Annotated in this window: 19 protein-coding genes and 2 pseudogenes; 14 read left to right on the forward strand and 7 right to left on the reverse strand. The window is 64.7% G+C overall.

Going from position 1 to position 21,995, the window contains the following annotated elements:
* Positions 1-3 precede the first annotated feature (3 nt).
* From BLR41_RS10155 to BLR41_RS10170, 4 genes and pseudogenes are all read left to right on the forward strand, one after another.
* Positions 4-276: pseudogene (locus BLR41_RS10155) on the forward strand (SAM-dependent DNA methyltransferase); the annotation flags it as partial.
* Complete coding sequence (locus BLR41_RS10160; RefSeq protein WP_218120048.1) at positions 273-1,568, forward strand: restriction endonuclease subunit S; 1,296 nt, start codon at positions 273-275, stop codon at positions 1,566-1,568. The pseudogene BLR41_RS10155 and the gene BLR41_RS10160, both read left to right, overlap by 4 nt.
* A gap of 6 nt (positions 1,569-1,574) precedes the next feature.
* A complete protein-coding gene (locus BLR41_RS10165; protein ID WP_092627774.1) occupies positions 1,575-4,757 on the forward strand; it encodes a type I restriction endonuclease subunit R in 3,183 nt (1,060 codons plus the stop codon).
* Positions 4,758-4,861: 104 nt separating this feature from the next.
* Positions 4,862-6,454, forward strand: a complete 1,593-nt coding sequence (locus BLR41_RS10170) for a serine/threonine-protein kinase (RefSeq protein ID WP_092627775.1) — start codon at positions 4,862-4,864, stop codon at positions 6,452-6,454.
* Here the strand turns inward: BLR41_RS10170 and BLR41_RS10175 are convergent.
* Complete coding sequence (locus tag BLR41_RS10175; protein WP_245694059.1) at positions 6,451-7,641, reverse strand: IS630 family transposase; 1,191 nt, start codon at positions 7,639-7,641, stop codon at positions 6,451-6,453. The genes BLR41_RS10170 and BLR41_RS10175 overlap by 4 nt on opposite strands.
* 154 nt (positions 7,642-7,795) lie before the next feature.
* Between BLR41_RS10175 and BLR41_RS10180 the strand changes: the two genes are divergently transcribed.
* From BLR41_RS10180 to BLR41_RS10200, 6 genes and pseudogenes are all read left to right on the forward strand, one after another.
* Positions 7,796-8,611 carry a DNA/RNA helicase domain-containing protein gene (locus BLR41_RS10180; RefSeq protein ID WP_218120049.1) on the forward strand — a complete coding sequence of 272 codons (816 nt, stop codon included), beginning with the start codon at positions 7,796-7,798 and terminating at the stop codon, positions 8,609-8,611.
* A gap of 85 nt (positions 8,612-8,696) precedes the next feature.
* On the forward strand, positions 8,697-9,359 hold the full coding sequence (locus tag BLR41_RS22455; protein ID WP_143013038.1) for a hypothetical protein: 663 nt from the start codon (positions 8,697-8,699) through the stop codon (positions 9,357-9,359).
* Between the two features lie 112 nt (positions 9,360-9,471).
* Positions 9,472-9,597 (forward strand): annotated as a pseudogene (locus BLR41_RS23485) (IS110 family transposase); the annotation flags it as partial.
* 230 nt (positions 9,598-9,827) lie between these two features.
* Positions 9,828-10,247, forward strand: coding sequence for a hypothetical protein (locus tag BLR41_RS10190; protein ID WP_092627778.1), 420 nt, complete (start codon positions 9,828-9,830; stop codon positions 10,245-10,247).
* An 87-nt stretch (positions 10,248-10,334) separates the two neighbouring features.
* Positions 10,335-10,796, forward strand: a complete 462-nt coding sequence (locus tag BLR41_RS10195) for a glycoside hydrolase family 16 protein (RefSeq protein WP_092627779.1) — start codon at positions 10,335-10,337, stop codon at positions 10,794-10,796.
* 235 nt (positions 10,797-11,031) lie between these two features.
* Positions 11,032-12,759, forward strand: coding sequence for a coagulation factor 5/8 type domain-containing protein (locus BLR41_RS10200; protein WP_342745358.1), 1,728 nt, complete (start codon positions 11,032-11,034; stop codon positions 12,757-12,759).
* A gap of 1,248 nt (positions 12,760-14,007) precedes the next feature.
* Here the strand turns inward: BLR41_RS10200 and BLR41_RS10205 are convergent.
* A complete protein-coding gene (locus BLR41_RS10205; RefSeq protein ID WP_218120050.1) occupies positions 14,008-14,400 on the reverse strand; it encodes a winged helix-turn-helix transcriptional regulator in 393 nt (130 codons plus the stop codon).
* Positions 14,401-14,656: 256 nt separating this feature from the next.
* Between BLR41_RS10205 and BLR41_RS23105 the strand changes: the two genes are divergently transcribed.
* The 4 genes from BLR41_RS23105 (at position 14,657) to BLR41_RS10225 (ending at position 18,207) form a co-directional block, all read left to right on the forward strand.
* Positions 14,657-15,112: an MFS transporter gene (locus tag BLR41_RS23105; protein WP_218120051.1), complete on the forward strand. Its 456-nt coding sequence runs from the start codon at positions 14,657-14,659 to the stop codon at positions 15,110-15,112.
* Entirely contained in the window at positions 15,016-15,825 is an 810-nt protein-coding gene (locus BLR41_RS10210; RefSeq protein WP_218120052.1) for an MFS transporter, read from the forward strand. The genes BLR41_RS23105 and BLR41_RS10210 overlap by 97 nt, the downstream gene beginning before the upstream one ends.
* Positions 15,826-15,993: 168 nt before the next feature.
* Entirely contained in the window at positions 15,994-16,218 is a 225-nt protein-coding gene (locus tag BLR41_RS10215) for a hypothetical protein (protein WP_176797929.1), read from the forward strand.
* A gap of 789 nt (positions 16,219-17,007) precedes the next feature.
* Positions 17,008-18,207, forward strand: coding sequence for an acyl-CoA dehydrogenase family protein (locus BLR41_RS10225; RefSeq protein WP_092627783.1), 1,200 nt, complete (start codon positions 17,008-17,010; stop codon positions 18,205-18,207).
* A gap of 146 nt (positions 18,208-18,353) precedes the next feature.
* On the opposite strand, the gene BLR41_RS10230 is transcribed toward BLR41_RS10225, so the two are convergent.
* The 5 genes from BLR41_RS10230 to BLR41_RS10250 are packed head-to-tail and all read right to left on the reverse strand — an operon-like array spanning position 18,354 to position 21,509.
* Entirely contained in the window at positions 18,354-18,914 is a 561-nt protein-coding gene (locus BLR41_RS10230; RefSeq protein ID WP_092627784.1) for a GAF domain-containing protein, read from the reverse strand.
* A gap of 16 nt (positions 18,915-18,930) precedes the next feature.
* Positions 18,931-19,518 (reverse strand): GTP-binding protein, encoded by a 588-nt coding sequence (locus tag BLR41_RS10235; RefSeq protein ID WP_092627785.1) that lies wholly within the window; start codon positions 19,516-19,518, stop codon positions 18,931-18,933.
* Entirely contained in the window at positions 19,496-19,852 is a 357-nt protein-coding gene (locus BLR41_RS10240; protein ID WP_092627786.1) for a DUF742 domain-containing protein, read from the reverse strand. The genes BLR41_RS10235 and BLR41_RS10240 overlap by 23 nt, the downstream gene beginning before the upstream one ends.
* Positions 19,849-20,265 carry a roadblock/LC7 domain-containing protein gene (locus BLR41_RS10245; RefSeq protein ID WP_092627787.1) on the reverse strand — a complete coding sequence of 139 codons (417 nt, stop codon included), beginning with the start codon at positions 20,263-20,265 and terminating at the stop codon, positions 19,849-19,851. The genes BLR41_RS10240 and BLR41_RS10245 overlap by 4 nt, the downstream gene beginning before the upstream one ends.
* A gap of 20 nt (positions 20,266-20,285) precedes the next feature.
* The gene (locus BLR41_RS10250) at positions 20,286-21,509 is read right to left on the reverse strand and encodes a sensor histidine kinase (protein WP_176797930.1); all 1,224 of its coding nucleotides are present in this window, start codon (positions 21,507-21,509) and stop codon (positions 20,286-20,288) included.
* Between the last annotated feature and the right edge of the window lie 486 nt (positions 21,510-21,995).

Consider the following 21,995-nt stretch of genomic DNA (forward strand, 5'->3'; position numbering starts at 1 on the left):
CACGAGGCCGTGTGCGAGGTGGTCGGCGTGCGTGACCCGGACGGCGATGTGCAGACCGTCAAGGGTGCACCCGAAGCAGATACGGAACCCCGGGATTACGGGAACGTGCCCCTCAACGAGCACCTCGCCCGCGAGGTCCTCCCGCACGTGCCCGACGCGTGGATCGACTACACCAAGACCGGCTACGAGATCCCGTTCACCCGGTACTTCTACGTCTACGAACCACCGAGGCCGCTGTCCGAGATCCAGGATCTGCTGGGGGAGGTAACGGAGTGAGCTGGCAGCATACCACGCTCCGCAACGTCGCCGAGATCGACCTCGGCCGACAAAGATCCCCCGAGCACGCAAACGGTCCAAATATGGTGCCATACCTGCGGGCTGCCAACGTTATGGACGGGTCCTTAAAGCTCAACGATGTACTGTCGATGAACTTCAGCCCAAAGGAACAGCCGCTTTACTCGTTGCGGTACGGAGATGTGCTGGTTACTGAGGGGAGCGGTTCCCTCGGTTCCGTTGGGGCGTCCGCTGTCTATCGATCTGAGCTCGAGGGAACTGTTTGCTTCCAGAACACTTTGTTGCGCGTGCGTCCACGTGCTGATATCGACGGAAGGTTTTTGGGCTGGTGGACTCGTTCGGCTTTTGAATCCGGCCTGTTCGCTGCGATTGCCACTGGAGCGAACATATACCATATCAGTGCAGAGCGTGTTCGTATGCTCGACATTTCGGTGCCGACTCTGCAGGAGCAGCTTCGTATCGCCGACTTCCTCGACGCCGAGACCACCCGCATCGACAATCTGGTTTCGGCGTTGGACCGGAAGCTAGGTCTCCTGGTGGAGCGTCGCAGCACGGGCGTTGCTTATCACGTCGTCAACGGAGATGCGTCCGAACGTCGCCGGTCGACATTGCCGTGGGTGACAACCATACCTACGCATTGGGAGGAGCCTCGACTCGGGCTTGTGGCGCACATGGGCAGTGGACACACTCCAAGCCGTAGTAAACCGGAGTGGTGGGTGGACTGCACGATCCCGTGGGTGACGACGGGGGAGGTCCGTCAGCTTCGCGAGGATCGTCTCGAAGACCTTGTCGACACGCGCGAGAAGATCAGTGAGTTGGGGATGGCGAACTCGGCAGCCGAGCTGCACCCCAAAGGCACCGTATTTCTATGTCGTACGGCTTCCGCTGGATACTCGGGTGTAATGGGCACGGACATGGCCACAAGTCAGGACTTTGTGACTTGGACCTGTGGTCCTCGTCTGAACCCGTACTACCTCTTGTGGTGTCTGCGCGCGATGCGGCCAGACTTGCTGGGACGTCTCGCGACGGGTTCGACGCATCTGACGATTTACGTCCCTGACTTGCAGATGCTGCGGATTCCGCTGCCATCGGTGGAGGAGCAACAGAAATTGGTCGATCGGATTAGGCGACAGAACCGTCAGATCGACTCGATGGTCGACAAGGTTCGACGTCAGGTCGAGTTGATGAAGGAACGCCGCCAAGCCCTGATCACCGCTGCCGTCACCGGTCAGATCGACGTTTCCACCGCGAGTGGCCGAGGGATCGAGGAGTAGTCAGCTATGAGCCCGGTTCATCACGAGAACGTGTTCGGCACCGCGATCATCGACGCGATGCGGGAGAACGGCTGGGAACTCGGCACTTCCGACGAGTATGTTCCCGAGCTGGGGCTGGACACCGGTCAGCTCTTCACCTTCATCGGCGCCACGCAGTCCCGCAAGTGGGACGAGCTGCTCGGTTATTACGGCGGTGACGCGGACGCGGCCCAGCGCGGGTTCGCCAAGCGCGTGGCAAAGGCCATTGACGACGAAGGTGTGCTCGAAGTCCTGCGCAAGGGCGTGAAGGACCGGAGCGTGCGGTTCCAGCTGGCCTACTTCAAGCCGTCGCTGGTGCTGGACGACGCGGTGCTCGACGATTACCGGGCCAACCGGCTCACCGTCGTGCGCGAACTTAAGTACGCCACCAAGCAGGCCGACAAGGACAACCAGCTCGACCTCGTGCTGTTCGTCAACGGCATTCCGGTGGCGACCGCGGAGCTGAAGAACCCGCTGACAGGTCAGGGTGTAGAGCACGCCAAGGAGCAGTACCGCCTCGAACGAGACCCCACCGAGCTGATCTTCACGCGCCGGGTGGTGGCCAACTTCGCGGTCGACCCGGACCTGGTGTTCGTGGCCACCGAGCTGCGCGGTGCGAAGACCCGGTTCCTGCCGTTCAACACCGGCTCCGAAGGTCCCGGCAAGCCGGGCGGAGCGGGCAACCCGCCCGCAGTCGAGTTCGGCAAGTACGCCACCTCGTACCTGTGGGAACAGGTATGGCAGCCTGACAACTGGCTGGACCTGCTGGAACGGTTCGTGCATCTGCACAAGGAGAAGGACGCCAGCGGGAGGGCGAGGAAGAAGATCATCTTCCCGCGCTTCCACCAGTGGGACGCGGTCAGGAAGCTCTCCGCCCACGCCGCCCGGCACGGCACCGGGCAAAACTACCTCGTGATGGCCTCGGCCGGCTCCGGCAAGTCCAACACCATCGCCTGGCTCTCTCACCGACTCTCCTCCCTGCACACACCGAGCGACCCGGACGAGCTCGACCAGAACGCGGCGGCCAACGGACTCAAGCCCGGCACGGCTGTCTTCGACAAGATCGTCATCATCACCGATCGTCGAAACCTCGACGCCCAGCTGCGCGACACCGTCGGCAGCTTCGAGCAGACCGCGGGACTGGTATTCAAGATCGACGAGAAGCACGGGGCCAAGTCCGCGCAGCTCGCGCGGGCGTTGTCGCAGGAAACCGGCAAGATCGTCACCGTCACCCTGCACACCTTCCCGGCCCTGCTGGACTACCTCAAGCAGAACCCGACCGAGATCAAGGGCTCCCGGTTCGCGATCGTCGTCGACGAGGCCCACTCCTCGCAGTCCGGAGACGCCTCCAGCGACGTGCGCAAGGTACTGCGCGACCTCGGGCTCGACGCCGACGACGACACCGGCGAGAAAGGCGCGGCCTCGACCGAGGCGAAGCTGAAGCAGAAGGCCGCCGACCGGGGCCAGAGCCCGAACCTGTCCTACTTCGCGTTCACCGCCACCCCGAAAGCCAAGACCCTGGAAACCTTCGGCACGCTCGTCGAGCACGAGGGCAAACCGACCCACGTCCCGTTCCACACCTACTCGATGCGGCAGGCCATCGAGGAAGGCTTCATCCTCGACCCGCTGCGCAACTACGTCACTTACGCCACCTACTGGAAACTGGTCAACAACAACCCCGACGAGCGGGAGGTCGACCCGGCCAAGGCCAATCCGGAACTGGCGCGGGCCGCGGTCACCCATCCCTCGACGGTGTCGCAGCACGCGCAGGTCATCGTCGAGCACTTCCGCACCCACACCCTCGGACGACTCGGTGGACGGGCCAAGGCGATGGTGGTCACCGCCTCCCGGCTCAGCGCGGTGCAGATGGCGCGAGGCATCAAGGAATGCATCGCGCGCCTGCGGGAGGAAGGACGGCTCCGGGAGGATCCCGGCGTGCTGGTGGCCTTCTCCGGAACCGTGAAATACGAGAGCAAGGAGGTCACCGAGGCCGGGGAGAACGGTATCCCGGAAAGCGCACTGCCGAAGGCATTCGCCTACACCCGCGCCGACGACAAGTCCACCAAGCACGGCGGGGCCGGGCAGGACGAATACCGGATCCTGGTGGTGGCCGAGAAGTACCAGACCGGGTTCGACCAGCCGTTGCTGACCACGATGTACATCAACAAGAAGCTCGGCGGCATCGGCGCGGTGCAGACGCTGTCCCGGCTCAACCGGACCTCGGACCGCAAGACCCAGAACGACCTGGCGGTGCTGGACTTCGTCAACGATGCCGACGAGATCCAGGAAGCGTTCCGGCCGTACTTCGAGCAGGCCGTGACTTTACCGTCGGACCCGAACCTGCTCTACACTGCCCAGAGCAAGGTGATGGCACCACCTGTCCTTGTCGAAGCCGAGATGCGCACTTTCGCCGAAGCGCTGTTGGCAGCCGAGGAAGAAGCAGCCGACAGTCCCGCGAAGTGGGCGCGGCTGCACGCCGAGCTCTACCGCCACACCGAACCGGCCGTGGAACGGTTCACCACGCTACTCGAAGATCCCGAGGAGCGTGAGGTGGCCGAGCAGTTCCGCACCGATCTGGGCGACTTCACCCGCAAGTATAGCTTCATGGCACAGATCGTGCCGTACTCCGACGACGAGCTGGAGCAGCTGTACCTGTTCGGACGGCACCTGCTCAACCGGCTGCCGAGCCTCGGCGACGGCGGCGTCGACATCGGTGAAGTGGACCTGAGCCACCTGCGCGTCGAGCAGACCGGGGAGTACAACCTCAGCCTGAAACCCGAAGGGTCCGCGATGATGCAGGGCTTCGGCGACGGCTCGGGGACAGGTAAGGAGCAGGACAAGTCACTGCTGTCCGAGCTCATCGAAAGGTTCAACGACAAGCACGGTACCGAGTTCACCGAAGCCGACGTGGCCCAGCCGTTCCAGGAGACCGTCGACGACCCCAAGGTCCGGATGGCCGCGGTGGCCAACAACGACGAGAACAACTTCGGCATCGTCTTCGACGACGTCTTCGAAGACAAGATGATGGATCACATTGATTCCATCGCCGATCTCGGACGGCAGTACTTCGGCCCCGAGAAGTCCTTCAAGGACTCACTCAACCGCAGCGCCCGCAGCGCGGCGTGGCGATTGATCCGCAAGCAGGAGGGCATCACCGACGACGTGAGATAAAGCCATGATCACGAGTGAATCGCTCTCGGATCAAGCGGTGGACGCACTGATCACACGACTGGATCATGAAACACCGGCTGTGACGGTATGGGCGAGGAGGACGCGTGCGGACGGAGGCGGTCGGCGATCGCTATGAACTCCGGGACGAAATCGGCTCCGGCGGGATGGGAACCGTCTGGCGGGCCTTCGACGTCGTGCTCGACCGAGAAGTCGCCGTCAAGCGGATCAGTCCCGCGTCGATCGCCTCCGGCACCGCGAGCGACGTGCTCGCCGATCGGTTCCAACGCGAAGCGCGCGTCACCGCGCGCATCCAACACCACGGTGTGCCCCAGGTCTACGACGCGGGGCTGGACCGCGCGGCCGACGAACTGTACCTGGTGATGGAACTGGTGCGCGGCACGCCGCTGCACGCGTTCATCGACCCGGACGAGTCGCTGCCCATGAGCTGGGCGGCGGCGTTCGCCGCGCAGATCTGCACCGTGCTGTCCCACGCGCACGCCTTGCCGGTCGTGCACCGGGACCTGAAACCGGCCAACGTGCTGGTCACCGACGACGGTGCGGTCAAGGTACTCGACTTCGGCATCGCCGCCGTCCTGCGGTCCGACGTCACCCGGCTGACCGCGACCGGCATGCCCATGGGCACCAGTCGATACATGTCGCCGGAACAGGTGCAGGGTGCGCGCATCACGCCGCACAGCGACCTCTACGCGCTCGGGTGCATCCTTTATGAGCTCGTAATCGGGCATCCCGTGTTCGGCGGGGACAACGACTTCGCGCGGATGTATCATCACGTCAGCACGGAGCCGACCCCGCTCCGGGAAGTACAGCCCGAGGTCCCGGTCGAGCTCGAACGACTGGTTCTCGATCTGCTGGCCAAGGCATCCGATCAGCGGCCCACCGATGCCTACGAGGTCTACGAAGGGTTGCTGCCGTTCCTGCCGTCGCCGGGAGAACAGCCGGAGACCGCGGGTGCGGTCACCGACGCGATGCCCGATCCCACGCTCGTGTTTCGACGTCCCAACGCACCGCGGCGTCCTCCGGAATCCCGACCGACCCTGGAGCGCTCCGCCGCGGAGGAATCGTCGGTCGCGGCCGTGCGTGCGCCAAGCACCGGTCTGCGAGAGGCGATCCGCGAAGCATTCGAGCGGTCCACGGCGTTGCTGGAGGAGGAGCGCTATGCCCAGGCCGCCGATGTCCTGGAGGCTGCGATCCACCCGGCCGGGGAGGTGCTCGGTGCGGAGAACCCGAACGTATTGGAACTTCGGTTGCGCCGCGCGGCGGCCATGGTGATCGGTGGTAGCTATCGCGAGGCATTGCCCGAGTTCGACGCTCTCGAAGCGGCTTTTTCCCGCACTGCCGGGCCGACGAGCGATAACGCGGTTCAGTGTCTGCTTCAGGGCGCCTACTGCCGAGCGGAGCTCGGCCAGGCACCCCAGGCGCTGCAGCAGTTCCACGGAGTGCTCGACCGGATCCGCGCGACAGAGGGCGACGCGTCCGAGATGGCGCGGCAGGTACGCCTCGATATCGGCAAGCTTCATCTCGCGGAAAACAACGTGACAGACGCGCGTCGAACGCTGCAGACCCTGTACGATGATCTATTCCTGCTGCAGGGGCAGGATGATGAGCTCACCCAGGAAGTCGCGGCGCTCCTGGAACGGATTCGACTCATCGGCGGTCCGCGGGATCCGCGGGATTAAAATTCGATCGGGTTGAAAATTCGTTGCAGAATGGTCCGCGTAGTGGGGATAGTGGGAACCCCGGCCGGGGTCTCGCTGTGGGATCTCCGCGTGCCACATACCCGGGTAGGCGTAATCCCAAATTTTCTTTCCCGAAGGTTGGTGAGCTGTGCTTGGGGCAGCATGTCCAGGGAGCGCTGATTGGCGGTGGCTGGACCTTTGAGGACGGAGTATGGCGGGAATTGAACAAGATCGGATGAGTGTTCGGTGACGGGGAGGTTTTCGAAGCTGTAGTGGAAGTTGCGGCCTCGGATGTAGTTCTCGAAGGCGCTGAAGGTGTGTGATGGTGTTTCGTGTTGGATGTTGGCGATGGCGGCTTTGCTGTGATTCCAGACGTGCTCGATCGGGTTGTGGTCAGGCGCGTAGGGCGGCAGTGGGATGAGGGTGATGGTGTCGAATATCTGCCCTGGTTCGAACAGTCTCTTGAGTTCTTTCGCGTGGTGCCAGGACGCGTTGTCCCACACGATCGCGATCTTGGAATTCGGGTGTGCACGTTGGAAACGGGCGAGCACGTGCGTCATCTGTTCGGCGTTTTGCCTGCCCTCGATCCGTTCCAGATGAACGTTTCCGCTGGCCAGGTTCAGAGCGCCGAAATAGGACTGCGCCGCTTTCTCCCGGTCCACGTGCATGTTCGTACGCACCCCGATCGGCAACCACGTCCGGCGCGTCTCGGCCTCGTGGTCGAGGCGGACCTCGTCGGCGGCGAAGACCTCGTATCCGGCCTCCATGAGCCCGGTGACCTGGTCACGAACCTCCGCCATACGCGTGGCGATGTTCTGCTCGTCTCGGCGTCCGTCGAACGCGTCCGGGTACTTGAACGACATCCCGCAGAACTTCATCAGCAGATGCAACGACGAATCCGACTCGTATTCCACGTCGAACCGCAACGACACCAGCTTTTCCAGCGTCGGAACATCCCAGAACTCCGCGGGGACACCCGACTCGGACGGCGGGCACGCCAGCGCTTCCCGCGCTTCCTCTTTCTGTGCGGAGGTCAGTTTCGCGGCATTCTCACTACCCGCGTGGCCAGTGACCACCGACGCGAGACGAGAATTGTGCCAATCACGAAACCAGCTCAGCACCGTCGACACGGAACGATCTACGAAACGACCGATCACCGCGATCGGGACGTCCTCGGAAGCGAGCATGATCGCTTCAGCCTTCAACCGAACCACCACGAACGAACCCGCATCCCGCTTCCAGTTCTGCAGGATTTCCCATTCACGAAGCTCGACAAGCACAGTCACTCGATAAGTATAGCATCTCACTTGTCAACCAATGTCATTTCGTTTAGTTCTTGCCATGCGCGCACATGCCGGACGTCAGATCAACGAACTGATCGACGTCGCCTCAGTCCCCGTGTTTCTCCTCGACGAGGATCAGACCGTTCGTCCGGGAGAAATGGGATCGCTGGAGGAGATCACCACAGCAGCGAAAGCTCAGGGCTGCGACGTTAAAGTCGTGTCCCTGGAAGGCCAGTTCCGCTGCGGCGGCTCTGCCGTGTTCGACACGTGGGTCTCGCGGCTTCTCGGGCTCGAACGGGCCGCTCCGACGACGTGGAGTCAGCTCGCCTCCTCAGTCGACGACGACTTCGTCGTTGCCAGCGTCTCCTCCCCGCAGGAGATGGAATCATGGCTGCGGACCCGGCAGTCCGAACACGGCGGTACCGCGCGCATCGCAGCCGGCTACTGCTGGCCGTGGAGCGACCCGACAAATACAGAACACGGCAAACGTCTCGTCGACGACGTCGTCATCGGTGACTGGAAACGACCCTGGAACGCGAAACCCGAGAAACGCGTTCCCGACGCGCCCGAATCCTACTTCTGGGCCTCCGACGAACGTGGATTCGGACAGGTCGGATGCATCTACACCGCGCAGGGGTTCGAATACGACTGGGCCGGGGTTATCATCGGCCCCGACCTCGTTCGTCGCGACGGACAATGGGTCGCGCGCAGCGACCACTCCTTCGACCCCGCCGTACGCAAAGCTGACGAAACCCACTTCGCCGGGCTTATCCGCAACACCTACAAGGTGCTTCTCACCCGCGGAATGAGCGGAGTTTGCGTGTATTCCCCTGACCCCGAGACTCAGGAGTTCCTGGAGCACGTGACGCGGTGATCAGAGCGGGTGTTTCCACTGGTGTGGAACGAACATCCCATGAGCGTTGTTCACGGTTCGTTGCCGCCCGGACCGGTCGGAGCCGTTGAGCTACCGCACAACTCGGGAGATCCTCTCCCGCGCCTTGTCCGTCGTCTCCGGCGAGCACTTCGATGATCTCGACGACGGCAGCGACACCCTGGCCGGATACCGTTCCGTGCTGCACGGGCCTGCCCCCACGGTGACCGATTATGACTCGTGGAACGAGGAAATCGCTGCTCTGGCCGCCACGCTGCGAACCTGGCTCGCAGAGCTGGCGACCAGCGAGCACGGCGTCGAGCAGGACCCCAGGGGGTGCATCGCGGTGTGCGTCGCGGACCGCGAAGCGGTGCATCATGTCATGCGCTACCTGAGCGACGAGGCCGGCATCACCTGTGCCGAGCTGACCAAGGAAGGCCCCCGAGATGGGCAGTCGAAGTCGATCTCGGAGCCGAACCGTTGTTGGTGGGGATCGAGCACGGATCTGGAACCGGCACTTGTTCCAGGTTTTTCTGGCGCAACTCAAGAACGCGTGCTCCGCTTTCGCTCGTTGGCCAGCCGCTCGATCCGGTCTGCGGCGGTTTCGGGGTCTTCGTGCTCCCCCCCCATTACTTTTTGGTTGTCCCCGGAACGGGGATCTCGGCCTGTGAGCTTGGCAGGACTTGTACCCCCTGTTGTTCATGATCCGGGGGTGGTGTCACCGAGTTCTCAGGCACCGCATGACCGCTGATAGAGGTACGAACACTGCTCTGATCAGAGCGAATAGGTTCTGTGTCATGTGGATGCCGGATGGAGCGGTGCCGCCTGGCAGGCCGGGAGGACCTGTAACGGACAGGAGTAGCGTGGCCGAGCCAGACGAGATCGGCGCCTTCGTGGGGCTGGATGTCGGCAAGGACGAGCATCACGTCCGCTCTATCACCCCGAACGGCAAGAAGGTGCTGGACAAATGGCTACCCAACAGCGAACCGACACCGGACGTGCAACGTCACACCAGTGAGCTGGGCCAGGGGTGGGTCACCACGGTCGAACAGACGGTGCTCGATCTGGTCACCCTCCCCGAACTGGGGGGTCTGCCCGAGCAGGCCCGTGCCGCCGCCCACGATCTGTTGGACCGTTGTGATCGTCGACTGCTGGATGAACTGGCAGTCGGACAGCGCCGCCAAGCCAGCCTCGCCCGTCTACTCGAAGCCGCCTGACCATGCTCGATCCGCAGGAGGAAGCCGCCGTCGCCGAGCAGTTCGGCGTGGCCCGCGCCCAGGTGCGCCGGGACCATCTCATCTCCCACCTGCTCGCGGCCATCAGTGACCGGCTGGCCGACGAGGTCCTCTTCTTCGGCGGCGTAGCTTTCTTCCGTACCTTGACCCCGAGGGGGCTGCGCCACGTGATGACGGAGCCGATGTCGGCGAGGAGTTCCATGCTGGCGTGCGAGCAGGGGGCTGGGGCGCAGTCCTCGTTAGCGGCTTCGCACCGCGATTCCTTCCCGCTTCGGTGGTCGATCGCGGTGACGAGGACCAAGCGGTTCCGTCGGGGGGAGTACGAACGCGACTCCGTGGGAGCCAATCTGCGAGCCAATGGATCGATTCAGAAAACATGGGCCCTTTACCGGCTGGTGGTCTAGACGTTTCCCTCTTTATGCATTGAGAGCGCTCTCCTTCGGGAGCCCGGTGGGCCGGAGCGGTCCGCCCCTCCAGGAATGAGGAGTTCCATGTCCGCGCGAAACCGTGTCGCGATCGTGGTGGCGACAGCCCTGCCGCCGTCGTCGGCAGCTCCGATAGCCGTGGCCGAGCAGCAGAGTTCCTTCGACGAGTTCTCCGGTTCGACGATCGATCGATCGAAGTGGATGGTCGTGGTCACCGGGGAGAACTTCGGGCCGGTCAACTCCGAGCAGCAGGATTGGGTCGATTCTCCGGAGACGTGCTACATCGACCAGGACGCCGCTGGTTCCCGGAACGGCGTCCTGGCCATTCATCCGCGTTACAGACCGGGTTTTCAACCCCCGGGCCGCAACACCTGCGGTTTCGTCTCCGGGCGGTCGCAGAGCCAGGGGAAGGCGGAGCTCACCCACGGCACCTACTCGGTTCGGCTCGAACTCCCCGAAGGCGCGAGCGCGCGAGGGAAGTCGGGCGATGCCGGCTACCTGGTCGACCGGGGTCGCGTCGACCCCTGAGGAACGTCGAACCCTGATGAACCCCGCTTTTTCGGGGATCGTCTCGTCCCGCTCGAACCCCGAGAGCGGCGAGATAAATCGTGTTTTCGCGGTTTTTCCGTTTTTCGCGAATGGGAACTCCCGAACACTGTGACCGATCACCTTCCTGTTTGGAGGAATTTTCGTGTCCACCTCTTCATCCGAGAATCAGGAATCCGGCGGAACCGCGTTCTCCCGCCGAAGCGCCCTCGGAGCGATGGCCGCCGCCGTGGCGACTCCGGCCGTGCTGGCCGGTTCGTCGCAGCGCTCCGCGCGGGCCGCCACGACGACCTCCTCATCGAGTGCCGACGTCGATCTCGGACCGAACGTGCTGGTTTTCGACCCCAGCACTCCCGACATCCAGGCGCGACTGGACCAGATCTTCGCCGAGCAGGAGTCGTCCCAGTTCGGCACGGGCCGCTACCAGCTGTTCTTCAAGCCCGGCACGTACAATGGGCTCAACGCCCAGTTGGGCTTCTACACCACGATCGCGGGTCTGGGGCTGTCTCCCGACGACACGACGATCAACGGCGATGTCACCGTCGACGCCGGTTGGTTCGACGGCAACGCGACGCAGAACTTCTGGCGTTCCGCGGAGAATCTCGCGCTGCGGCCGGTGAGTGGAACGGATCGTTGGGCGGTCGCCCAGGCCGCGCCGTTCCGGCGGATGCACGTCAAGGGCGGGCTCAATCTGGCACCGAGCGGGTACGGCTGGGCCAGCGGTGGCTACATCGCCGACAGCCGTATCGACGGCACGGTGTCTCCGTACTCGCAGCAGCAGTGGTACACCCGCGACAGTGCTGTGGGCGGTTGGAGCAACGGCGTGTGGAACATGGTCTTCTCCGGTGTCGCGGGTGCTCCGGCGCAGAGCTTCCCCGAACCGCCGTACACGACGCTGGCGACCACCCCGATCTCGCGGGAGAAGCCGTTCATGTACCTCGACGGCAGCGAGTTCAGGGTCTTCCTGCCCGCGCTGCGCACCGGAGCCAGCGGCACCACGTGGGAGGGCGGTGCGCCCGCGGGGGAGTCGCTGTCGCTGTCGCGGTTCCACATCGTCAGGCCCGGGGAAACCGCGGCCACGATCAACGCAGCCCTCGATCAGGGCAAGCACCTGCTGGTCACTCCCGGCATCTACCACCTCGACCAGCCGATCCGGGTCAACCGGGCCAACACCGTGGTCCTCGGGCTCGGCTATGCCACGCTCATCCCGGACAACGGGGTCACGGCCCTGCAGATAGCCGACGTGGACGGGGTGCGGATCGCCGGGCTCCTCGTCGACGCCGGAACCGTCAACTCGGAGACCCTGGTGGAGGTCGGTCCGGAAGGATCCGCCGCGGACCACGCGGCCAATCCGATCTCGCTGCAGGACCTGTTCGTCCGCATCGGCGGGGCAGGGGCCGGTAAGGCCACCACCAGCGTGGTGGTCAACGCCCACGACACGCTCATCGACCACACCTGGCTCTGGCGCGCCGACCACGGCAGCGGCGTCGGCTGGGAAACCAACCGCGCCGACTACGGCCTGGTCGTCAACGGTGACAACGTGCTGGCCACCGGCCTGTTCGCCGAGCACTTCAACAAGTACGACGTGCAGTGGTACGGAGAGCACGGCCGGACAGTGTTCTTCCAGAACGAGAAGGCCTACGACGCCCCCGACCAGGCAGCGATCAACCACGACGGGATCCGCGGCTACGCCGCCTACAAGGTCGGCGACTCCGTGACGACCCACGAGGGTTGGGGCATGGGCAGCTACTGCAACTACACCACGGATCCGACCATCCGCCAGGGGCGCGGTTTCACCGCACCGAACACGCCGGGCGTGGTCTTCCACGACCTGCTCGTCGTCTCGCTCGGCGGCAAGGGGCAATACGACCACGTCATCAACGACACCGGGGCCGCCACCTCCGGCTCGGACACCGTGCCCTCCACCGTCATCTCCTACCCCTGACGGACAGGCCCCCGCACAACACGGGCACCACGCCGAAACAATGTGCGAGCGTGCTGCGAGTCATCACCTCGCAGCACGCTCGCACCTCCTCGGGGATTACCAACCCGCCCCGGCCAGAAGCCCGAGGACGTCGGGACCGGGTGATCATCCGTGAGCGGGTGGAACGGTCGATGCGGGGCACGGGCGCTCGACCGGGTTCCGCGCGGGTGGTTACGCACCACGACTTTCCGGGACGCTTGCCGAACCAGCACCTGACCTGGTCAGCAGGGTTTCCGCTCCCGGCGGGCTGGAGCAACCTCGGGCAGGTGACTTCACCTACCTCCCCATCGGTGAGGGCTGGTTGTACTGGGTGGGCCAGCGACCATCCGCAGTCCGGGCATGCCGAAGTGGCAGGAGGCGCGAGGTGCCATGAGGCGGTCGAGTGCGTTCTCCACCGCAGGCGGGATGATGAACGACAGGTGATCGTACCGCGGTGAGACGGTCATGCTGTGCGAGAGCAAGGTGCGGGCGCTTTTGCCACCATCGTGGCCCTTTACGCGGGCCGCATCTTCCCGTGGAAGACGTTGAGGAATACAGCCCGCTCGAGGTGCCTGAGGAGCAACGGACACTCGCCAAACCCAAGATCTCGCCGTGACCAGGAGTAGTGCCGCCGAGGGCGAGTACGGGGTCATGCTCGTTGGGGTGTTCGATTATTGTTCAGTCCCTGAGCTGCGGTGTTGTCAATAGTGCTCATGTTGGGATGCCGGCTGCCTCGAGACACCGGGAGGGGTCGATCGAGAGCGTGCAGCAAGTTGTCGTCCAGCTTGCGGCAATCGGGCGCGGGTGGATAGTGTGTATCTTGCCCCTTCGCCACACTGTCAGGGGAAATTTCCCCGATGTGCGAGGTTCGAAGGTCTGTTGTCGCGGCACCGTGGGTGCCGCTTTTTCTCATGTCGTGACGCGTTGGCTGTGCGTGGGCCGTGCTGTGGCCGCCGGGGTGGTGGTCGGCGTGGCTGAGTCGGTCGTGTCCGCGGTGGTGCCCGGTGTGGGGCGTGGTGAGTCCGCCCGGAGCCCGGTGGCCGGTGGGGTGTCGTCGTGGTGTTCGGACTTGTCTCGATCGTGCTGTGGTCGGTCTCGGAGATCACCATCCTCTCCGTCGAGATAGGGCTTGGTGCGGCGTCCAGCCAGTGAGTCCCGGTGGCACGGGCAGCTTGGCCCTGATTTCTTAGGTGGCTTCACCTGAACGCTCCTGCGATGGGAGATCGGTCGTCAGCTGAGCTTTTGGACGTGTGTGTTCCCGGCGGTGAGGGTGGTGCCGTCCGGGCGTTGCAGGTGCAGTGTCGGTACCGGTGTGTCGGTGTCGTCGTCGACCAGTACCGAGTGAGGCTCGCCGGTGTCGAAAGCGTGTGCCTCGCCCCATTGCCGTAGGGCCACCATGGCGGTGAACAGTTGTTCACCGGAGTGGGTGAGGACGTATTCCTGTCGTTTGCCCGATGCGGCGGTCTGTCGGTCGAGGACGCCGTGGGCGACGAGCCGGCGGAGCCTGTCGCTCAGGATGTTCTTGGCGACGCCGAGGTTGCGTTGGAAGTCGGTGAACGCCCGGGTCCCGTCGAAGGCGTCGCGGAGGATCAGCAGGCTCCACCTGTCTCCGACGAGGTCCACGGCGCGCGCGAGAGCGCAGGGAGGGTCGGACCACCCATCGGAGGGCGTGGCTGGTTGTCCTGACCCAGCGGGTGGTGTGGTCACGACGTACCCCTCAAGTAGTTCGGTTGCATATTGCTACCTTTATGGCTACATTTCGATTGGTTTCATAATACTACCGATTGGAGTGAGGGTGCCGTCCTCGGCTCCTACCGCGTCCACTGTGCTCCTTACCCGGCCACGCCTGCTGTTGCTGGCCGTGTTGTGCGGGGTGTCGGTGGCCAACGTCTACTACGCACAGCCCCTGCTTGAGCGCATGGGTTCCGACCTGTCGATCTCGACCGGACGGGTGGGCTGGGTGGTGGCCCTCGGACAGGCCGGTTACCTGGTCGGCCTCGCCGCGCTCGTCCCGTTGGGGGACTGGCTGAACCGCCGGATGCTCATTCCGGCGCATCTGCTGCTGATCGCGGTGGGAACCACGGTGGCGGCGCTCTCGACGACTGCGGCGGTCCTCTATGCCGGAGTGGCGATCGCCGGTCTCTTCGCCGTGGTCGTGCAGACCGCGGTCGCCTACACCGCGGCGAAGTCCCTCCCGAGCATCGTGGCCGGAATATCGGGATCGTCACCTCCGGAGTGGTGGTCGGGATCATCCTGGCCCGCACCGTCGCCGGGTTCATCGCCGACGTCGCCAATTGGCGCGCCGTCTACGCGGCCGCGGCCGTCATGGCCGTGATCATGGCCATCTTGATCTGGACGGTTCTGCCCGACGATCAATCAAGTCGGGCACCACGCTCGTACGGGGCCGCGGTGGCCTCGATCCTCGTTCTCGGAGCGACCGACCGGGTGTTCCGGACTCGCTCGCTCATCACGTTCTTCCTGTTCGCCTCCTTCGGTGTGCTCTGGAGCGGGCTGGCTCTGCCCCTGGCCAACGCTCCCTGGCACCTTTCCCCGGCCCAGATCGGTCTGTTCGGATTCGCCGGGCTGGCCGGGACTCTCGGTGCGGCACGGGCCGGTCGGTGGGCCGATCGCGGGTATTCAGGTGTGGTCACAGTGGTGTCGTTGATCGTGTTGATCGCTTCCTGGTGGTTCACCGGACAGGCCGAATGGTCGTTGTGGCTCGTGGTTCTCGGCGCGGTGCTGCTCGACTTCGCCGTCCAAGCCGTGCACGTCACCAATCAGAACCTCATCGTCGCCCGGGATCCGGACTCGAGCAGCAGGATCATCGGCGCCTACATGATCTGCTACTCACTGGGATCAGCCCTGGGTGCCGTCACAGCGTCGAGTCTCTACGAGAGCATGGGGTGGACGGCTGCTTCGGTTGCCGGTGCCTGCTTCGCCGGCGCCGCGCTGGGGATCTGGCTCATCGACCGAGTCGTGCCCGACCATTCAACGCGCCCCGGTGTCGAGCGTGCCCCCGTATCGGCGTCGGCCGAAGGTAAGCAGTGATCGAAGAGTGAACCATGATCACCCTGGAGTCGGGGATGTCTGCTGAAGTGACCATCGCGTCAGTCCCTGCGTGTTCCGCTAGGCACGGAGTGGAGAAACACACCACGGGTTGGTCGCAAAACGGCTCAACACCCTGATTCTGTACCGCCGCGAGATGGTTCGCGTCTGATGCGCGGTTTCCGCGCGCTGGCGGTCGCGGTCGTGGCTGCCGCTCGGCACCGGCCGACGTCGCGGGTAGCCGACCGTGAGGCCAGTGTGCTCTTCGTTCGTCGCCGCGTAGCCGCCCTGGACGTGCAACGCCACACCAGTGAGCTCGGCCAGGGGGTCACCACGGTCGAACAGACGGTGCTCGGTCTCGCGGCCCGGACCGAGCTGGGTGGTCTGTCCTACTAGGCCCGCGCCGCTGCCCACGATCTGTTGGACCGTTGCGGGCCTCGACTGCTGGATGAACTGGCAGTCGGACAGCGCCGCCAAGCCAGCCTCGCTCGTCTTTGTGTAGCCCTCTGACCATGCTCGATCCGCAGGAGGAAGCCGCCGTCGCCGAGCAGTTCGGCGTGGCCCGCGCCCAGGTGCGCCGGGACCTTCTCATCTCCCACCTGCTCGCGGCCATCAGTAACCGGCTGGCCCGCGAGACGTCGATGATGGTGTCGATCTGGCCGGACCTGATGGCCTGTTGCAGCGGTTGCGCAAGCAGATCATGGAAGCCGGCCACGAGGCCGAGAGAAGCGAGCACCTCGGCCACGACAAGTACGAGGGCAGAGCACGAGGGCCCTGCCCCACCGAACGAGCCGCGTCGAAGTGCCCGCACTCGGCGATCCGGTCATTGCCCCCGATCGGGGTAGCGGACGTCGCACGTGGACGTCCCTCGGAAGCCCCACTTCGAACGCGTTCGCCACCATCTCCGAAGCCCGCATCGTCTCCACCGAGGACCACCGACCCTCCCCACCGCGATCACATCCTCCCCGGCCAGCCCCTTGACGAGGTCACACGTCGGTCCAAACCGGAGGGAGGGAGTCGCGTATATCACACCTCGCGTGGTGCCAGTTCTCGGGTCAATCCCCATGAAGGTGGTACTTCATCTGGAGCACCCGTGCGAGCCTGTTGATCATCCGTGCACCCCGGATGGCGGGCAGCGACGGAGACCGGATCGGGTATTGGAGAAGTATGAGCGTTGCAGTCTCGATGGACGGCCTGTTCACCACTGCGAGCCACGATCGCCTTCGTGACGAGGTGCGTCACTTCGCCGAGACCGAAGTGCGTCCGCAGATTCCTGACATGGAGCAGTCTCGGTCGGTCCAGTACAAGCTCTCCCGTCTGATCGCCGAACAGGGCTGGATCGGAGTGACTATCGGGCCCGAGCACGGTGGCATGGGCCTGGGGCACCTGGCGAAGTCCATCATCATCGAGGAGCTCTCGCGGGTCAGCGGAGCGATGGGCGCCATGGTGCAGGCATCCCAGCTCGGCGTGGCGAAGCTCCTGCACTTCGGAAACGCGGAGCAGCAGCACCGGTGGCTTCCGGAGATCAGCGCGGGACGCTGCTTACCCACCATCGCCGTCACCGAGCCCGACTCCGGCGGCCACGTACTCGGCATGACGGCGAGCGCACGCCGCGACGGTGATGACTACGTGCTCAACGGGCGCAAGGTCTTCGTCGGCAACAGCCACGTGGGCGACGTGCACGGTGTGGTGGTTCGCACCGGGGAGGGATCCCGGGGGTTGTCGGCGTTTCTGGTGGAATCGGACCGACCCGGTTTCTCCCTCGGGGAGCACCAGGCCTCGATGGGGCTGCACGGATTCAGCTACGGCGAACTCGTCTTCGACGAGTGCCGCGTCCCGGCCGAGAACCGACTCGGCGACGAAGGGCAGGGCCTCGCGGTGGCCTACAGCTCCAGCATCCTCTACGGGCGGCCCAACCTGACCGCTGTCGCGCTGGGGATCCACCGGGCCCTGGTGGAGGAGACCGTCGACTTCGCGGCTCGGCATCACCGCTACGGACAACCGTTGTCCCAGCTGCCGACGGTGCAGCAGAAACTGGGGCAGATGCAGTCCCAGCTGATGACGGCCCGGCTGGCGGCCTATCACGCCGCGCACTCGCTGGACAACGCCATGCCGTGTGACGCGGAGTTAATCAACGCCAAACTCGTCAACGTGGAGTACGCGCTCGACTCGGCACGGACCGCGATGGAGGTGCACGCCGCGTACGGGCTCGGTACCGACAGCCCGGTGGAGCGTTACCTCCGCGACGCGCACCACATCTTCGCTCCCGCCGGCACCTCCGACATCCAACGGTTGCGGCTGGCCGAAACGGCCCTGGGGGACTCGCGTACCCCGTGGTCGGAGCGACTGGCCTCCCAGCTCGGTGTCTTTCCACGTTCGAGCTGATCCCGCCGCGGTGTCGGGGCCCGTGCCCGCGAGTATGCGCCTACCGCGCCGGACACGGGCCCGCGACGGGCGAGGTGTCGACCGGGGTCTGCCGGAGCGGGATCTTCCCCTCCCGCACGAGCGCTACGTGAAGCGCTCCTCGGCCGTCACTGGCGTTCGCGGCCGTGTATCAGCTCCATCACCTCGGTCGCGAAGCCTTTGATCGTCTCCAGTTCGCGACGACCCCATGATTGGGTCTCCGGTGCGACGGTGCAGACCGTGCCCAGTGTGAGGCCGGTGTGGTCGATCAGCGGCGCCCCCATGTAGGACCGGATCCCGATCTGATCCACCACGGGATTGCTGGTGAACCGTGGGTAGGAGCAGACGTCGCCGAGGACGAGTGGCAGGCCGCGGGCCACTACGTGCGGGCAGAACCCGTGGTCTTTCGGCATCTCCCTTCCCGGTGACACGGCCGTTTGTGCCGCTTCCATCGCGGCACTGGTCTGGGACTCGGCTCGCGTGTACAGCCCGGTGAAGTACTGCCGCTGGCCGCTGATGATGTTCACCATCGCGTAGGGGGCGCCCGCGGTGTCGGCGAGCCGGCGCGCCAGGGCATCGAACTGCGGGTCGGGTTCTTCCCGGATGCCGAGTTCCCGCAACCGTTCCATCCGGTGCTGAACGTTCGGATCCGGTGGTGTGCCTACGAGGCGCATATTGCTGTCGGACATCATGTCCTCCCTGAGATCAGCCGATGGGGTGCGGTGACGACGTCGTCGATACGTGTTCGAGCAGCGTGATGAGCGTTCGCGTCGCGGCGTGGGAGTCGCGGGCATCGCACATCACCAGCGGAACGCTCAGCGGCAGCGCGAGAGCGTTCCGCACCTCGTCGGGGGTGTAGTACATCGCGTTGTCGAATTCGTTGACGGCAACGAGGAAGTAGATCCCTCGTTGCTCGAAAAACTCGATCGCTCCGAAACAGTCCTGCAGTCGACGCGTGTCGGCGAGCACTATCGCACCGACTGTGCCGCGGGACAGCTCGTCCCACATGAACCAGAAGCGATCCTGGCCCGGAGTGCCGAACAGATACAGCACGACGTTGTCGTCGGGGAAGGTGATGCGGCCGAAATCCATGGCCACCGTGGTGGTGGACTTGCGTTCCACACCGGCCACGCTGTCCGTGGCGAGACTGGCCGTGGTGAGGGTTTCCTCGGTGTTCAACGGCTCGATCTCGCTGGACGCGCCGACGAAGGTGGTTTTCCCGGCACCGAATCCGCCCGCGATGAGAATTTTGAGCTGCCAGGGGAATGCGTCAGAGTCGGCTTCTAAGCCCATGGAGTACCTTCTCGATCAGGTCCGGGGTGACGTCAGCGGTCGCGGTGGGATCGTGAGTGGTTACCGCACCGGTGCCGATGAGATCGGAAAGCAGAATTTTGACGACCACCGCGGGTTGCCGCAAGTGTCCTGCTACCTCGGCGACCGTGGTCGGGGAACGGCACAGCCGCAACGTCTGGGAGTGCTCGGGTCCCAGCACGTCGTGCGGCACCTGCCCCGTGCTGCGCACCATGGACAGCAGGTCCAGTGCCGCGCTGGGGTGGGTGCGCCCGTTGGTGACCAGGTAGGGACGTATCCCCTGTTCCCGGGGCGATTGACCGTCGAACGCGTTCATACCGGCCGACTCTCCTCCGCAGCGGAGCGGCGTGACGGTGTGGCCAGACTGCTGGGCACCTTCCTGCCGAGCTGCTGCATCTCGTAGCTGAGAACCCCGGCGTTGACCGTGCTGTCGGCCAGGACCGCGAGAATGCTGCCTGAGCTGGCGGCCGTGATCGCCAGGATACTGCCGTCACCGAGTTCGGCATTGGCTTGGCGCATCCCGTCTCCACCCCCGAAGCATTTGCCCACTTCCTGAACCAGCGAGCACAACGGACTGGCCAGGGAAGCCAGCCGGTCCGCGTCATCGCGCTCCAGACCGTAGTAGAACCGCGGGATCGCGTCGGTGGACAGCAAGAGGGCGCTTCTGGTGTGCGGAACCTGGTTGACCAGGTTCGCGAGTAGCCAGGTCAGATCCTGTGGCTGGGTCACGGTCGACTCCTTGGGGCGTTTCAGGTGGATGTCGAGGGGTCTCGCCGATCTTCTGACGAAGCTGACTGATCGGTCTCGGAGTGGCTGAAGGCGCTCAACAACCCCGTGTTGTGGCCGGGAATCGGGGTGACGTTCTCCCGCCGTGTCCGCAACTGCTCCGGAAGGTTGTCCGTGCCGGGCCTGCGTTGCGGAAGCTGTGACGCGTCACCCCGATGGCGCTGACCGCCCTCGGGTGAGCTCGTCGGCTCCGCCGAAGGGGGAGCGATCCGCGCAGGGGGTGGCGTCGCCGCCGGTTCATGAGCGGGTGGTGCCGGTACGCGTCTTTGGGGCAAGGGGGCGGCAGCCGGATCTGCTACCTCGCCGGTCCATTGCATCCGGCTGGGAGAGGGGGCGCGGGAAACCTGCGGGGGCGGTCCGCTGGCAGGTGGCGGCGTGGGGGTCAGCTCTTGGGCAGCGGGCCCGGGCTGGGCGGGTTCCGGGGGCGTGGTGGTGAGCAAGCTCTCCGGCAGCAGGACGACCGCTTCCATACCTCCGTAGATGCTGCTCTGCAGGCGGACCCTGATGTTGTAGCGCTGCGCGAGGACTCGGACCACCGACAGCCCGATACGTCCGTCCGCGAGAAGCTCGTCGAGCTCGACTCGGTCGGCTTCCTCGAGCAGGCGGTTGTACCGGTGGATCTCATCGCTGGTCATACCAAGACCACGGTCCTGGATCTCGATGGCCACGCCGGCAGTGACGGTTTCGGTCCGCACCACCACGGGAGTGTTGTTGCTGGAGAATTGGGTGGCGTTTTCCAGCAGCTCCGCCAACATGTGAATCACCTCGGCGGTGGCGGGGCCTTTCAGCATTCCGTCCACCGCGGTCATCTTCACTCGGGAGTAGTGCTCGATCTCAGCCACGGCGGAGCGCAACACCGTCTGGAGGCTCACGTCGTCCTGTGTTTGCCGCTGCGGCGCTTTACCGCCGAGTATGGCCAGACTTTCCGCCTGGCGGCGAGACAGGTTGACGAGGTGGTCCACGCGGAACAGGCGCGCGAGAAGATCGGGGTCTTCCACCTGGTGTTCGGCTTCGTCGATTTCGGTGATCGCGCGGTCGGCCATGGCCTCCAGCCCCCGCGCCAACTTGGCGAACGCGGCCTGGAGCGCGTCGTTGCCGTGGGAGGGTGAGGAGGGGCCATCGGCAGCAGAGGCCGTGGCGGCAGAGATTGTGGCAGCAGAGGCCGTGTCAGCAGAGGTGACGGCCATGTCGGTTCCGACCGTCTCGTGCTTTCGCCGGAGTTGTCGGACACCGTTCCTGGTCCGCCTGACGGCGAGGAAACCGATCAACAGGGCCGACGCGATCGCCGAAGCACAGAGGACGAGCGCTACTCCAAGGAGCGAACGATCGACGGCCACGAGCATAGCCGTGACAGCACCCAGCACGACGAGTAAGGGCACCACCGGCAGTAGAGCAAGCCACAGGATGCGGTCCCGCAGCTCCGTGGCAGCTTGATCCGAAGAGCCCTCGGGACCATCGTCCTCAAGACAGCCAGTAGTGGTTAATAGTGCAGACATCAAGGTCCTCAACGCGGCGATGTACAACGGACGGGTGGCATGGCCTCATACTTGAATCGACGAACGGGGCATCTCCAGCTCAGCCTGTTCCACGTATCCACACCCGGTGCCACCGACCATGTCCGCCGCTCCTCGCAGCTCCATTGGATGGATTATCCTGTGTGATCTTGCGAAAGC

It is taken from the genome of Actinopolyspora mzabensis, assembly GCF_900101095.1.
Lineage (GTDB): Bacteria > Actinomycetota > Actinomycetes > Mycobacteriales > Pseudonocardiaceae > Actinopolyspora > Actinopolyspora mzabensis.

Excerpts from the sequence above, each read along its gene's own strand:
- BLR41_RS10240 (WP_092627786.1), bottom strand. The coding sequence starts at position 19,852 with ATGAACGCGTTCGACGGTCAATCGCCCCGGGAACAGGGGATACGTCCC.
- BLR41_RS10200 (WP_342745358.1), top strand. The coding sequence starts at position 11,032 with ATGGCCGCCGCCGTGGCGACTCCGGCCGTGCTGGCCGGTTCGTCGCAG.
- BLR41_RS10175 (WP_245694059.1), bottom strand. The coding sequence starts at position 7,641 with ATGCTCGCTTCCGAGGACGTCCCGATCGCGGTGATCGGTCGTTTCGTA.
- BLR41_RS10215 (WP_176797929.1), top strand. The coding sequence starts at position 15,994 with ATGCGCGGTTTCCGCGCGCTGGCGGTCGCGGTCGTGGCTGCCGCTCGG.
- BLR41_RS10190 (WP_092627778.1), top strand. The coding sequence starts at position 9,828 with ATGCTCGATCCGCAGGAGGAAGCCGCCGTCGCCGAGCAGTTCGGCGTG.
- BLR41_RS10250 (WP_176797930.1), bottom strand. The coding sequence starts at position 21,509 with ATGGCCGTCACCTCTGCTGACACGGCCTCTGCTGCCACAATCTCTGCC.
- BLR41_RS10195 (WP_092627779.1), top strand. The coding sequence starts at position 10,335 with ATGTCCGCGCGAAACCGTGTCGCGATCGTGGTGGCGACAGCCCTGCCG.
- BLR41_RS10165 (WP_092627774.1), top strand. The coding sequence starts at position 1,575 with ATGAGCCCGGTTCATCACGAGAACGTGTTCGGCACCGCGATCATCGAC.
- BLR41_RS10230 (WP_092627784.1), bottom strand. The coding sequence starts at position 18,914 with ATGTCCGACAGCAATATGCGCCTCGTAGGCACACCACCGGATCCGAAC.
- BLR41_RS10235 (WP_092627785.1), bottom strand. The coding sequence starts at position 19,518 with ATGGGCTTAGAAGCCGACTCTGACGCATTCCCCTGGCAGCTCAAAATT.
- BLR41_RS10180 (WP_218120049.1), top strand. The coding sequence starts at position 7,796 with ATGCGCGCACATGCCGGACGTCAGATCAACGAACTGATCGACGTCGCC.
- BLR41_RS10225 (WP_092627783.1), top strand. The coding sequence starts at position 17,008 with ATGGACGGCCTGTTCACCACTGCGAGCCACGATCGCCTTCGTGACGAG.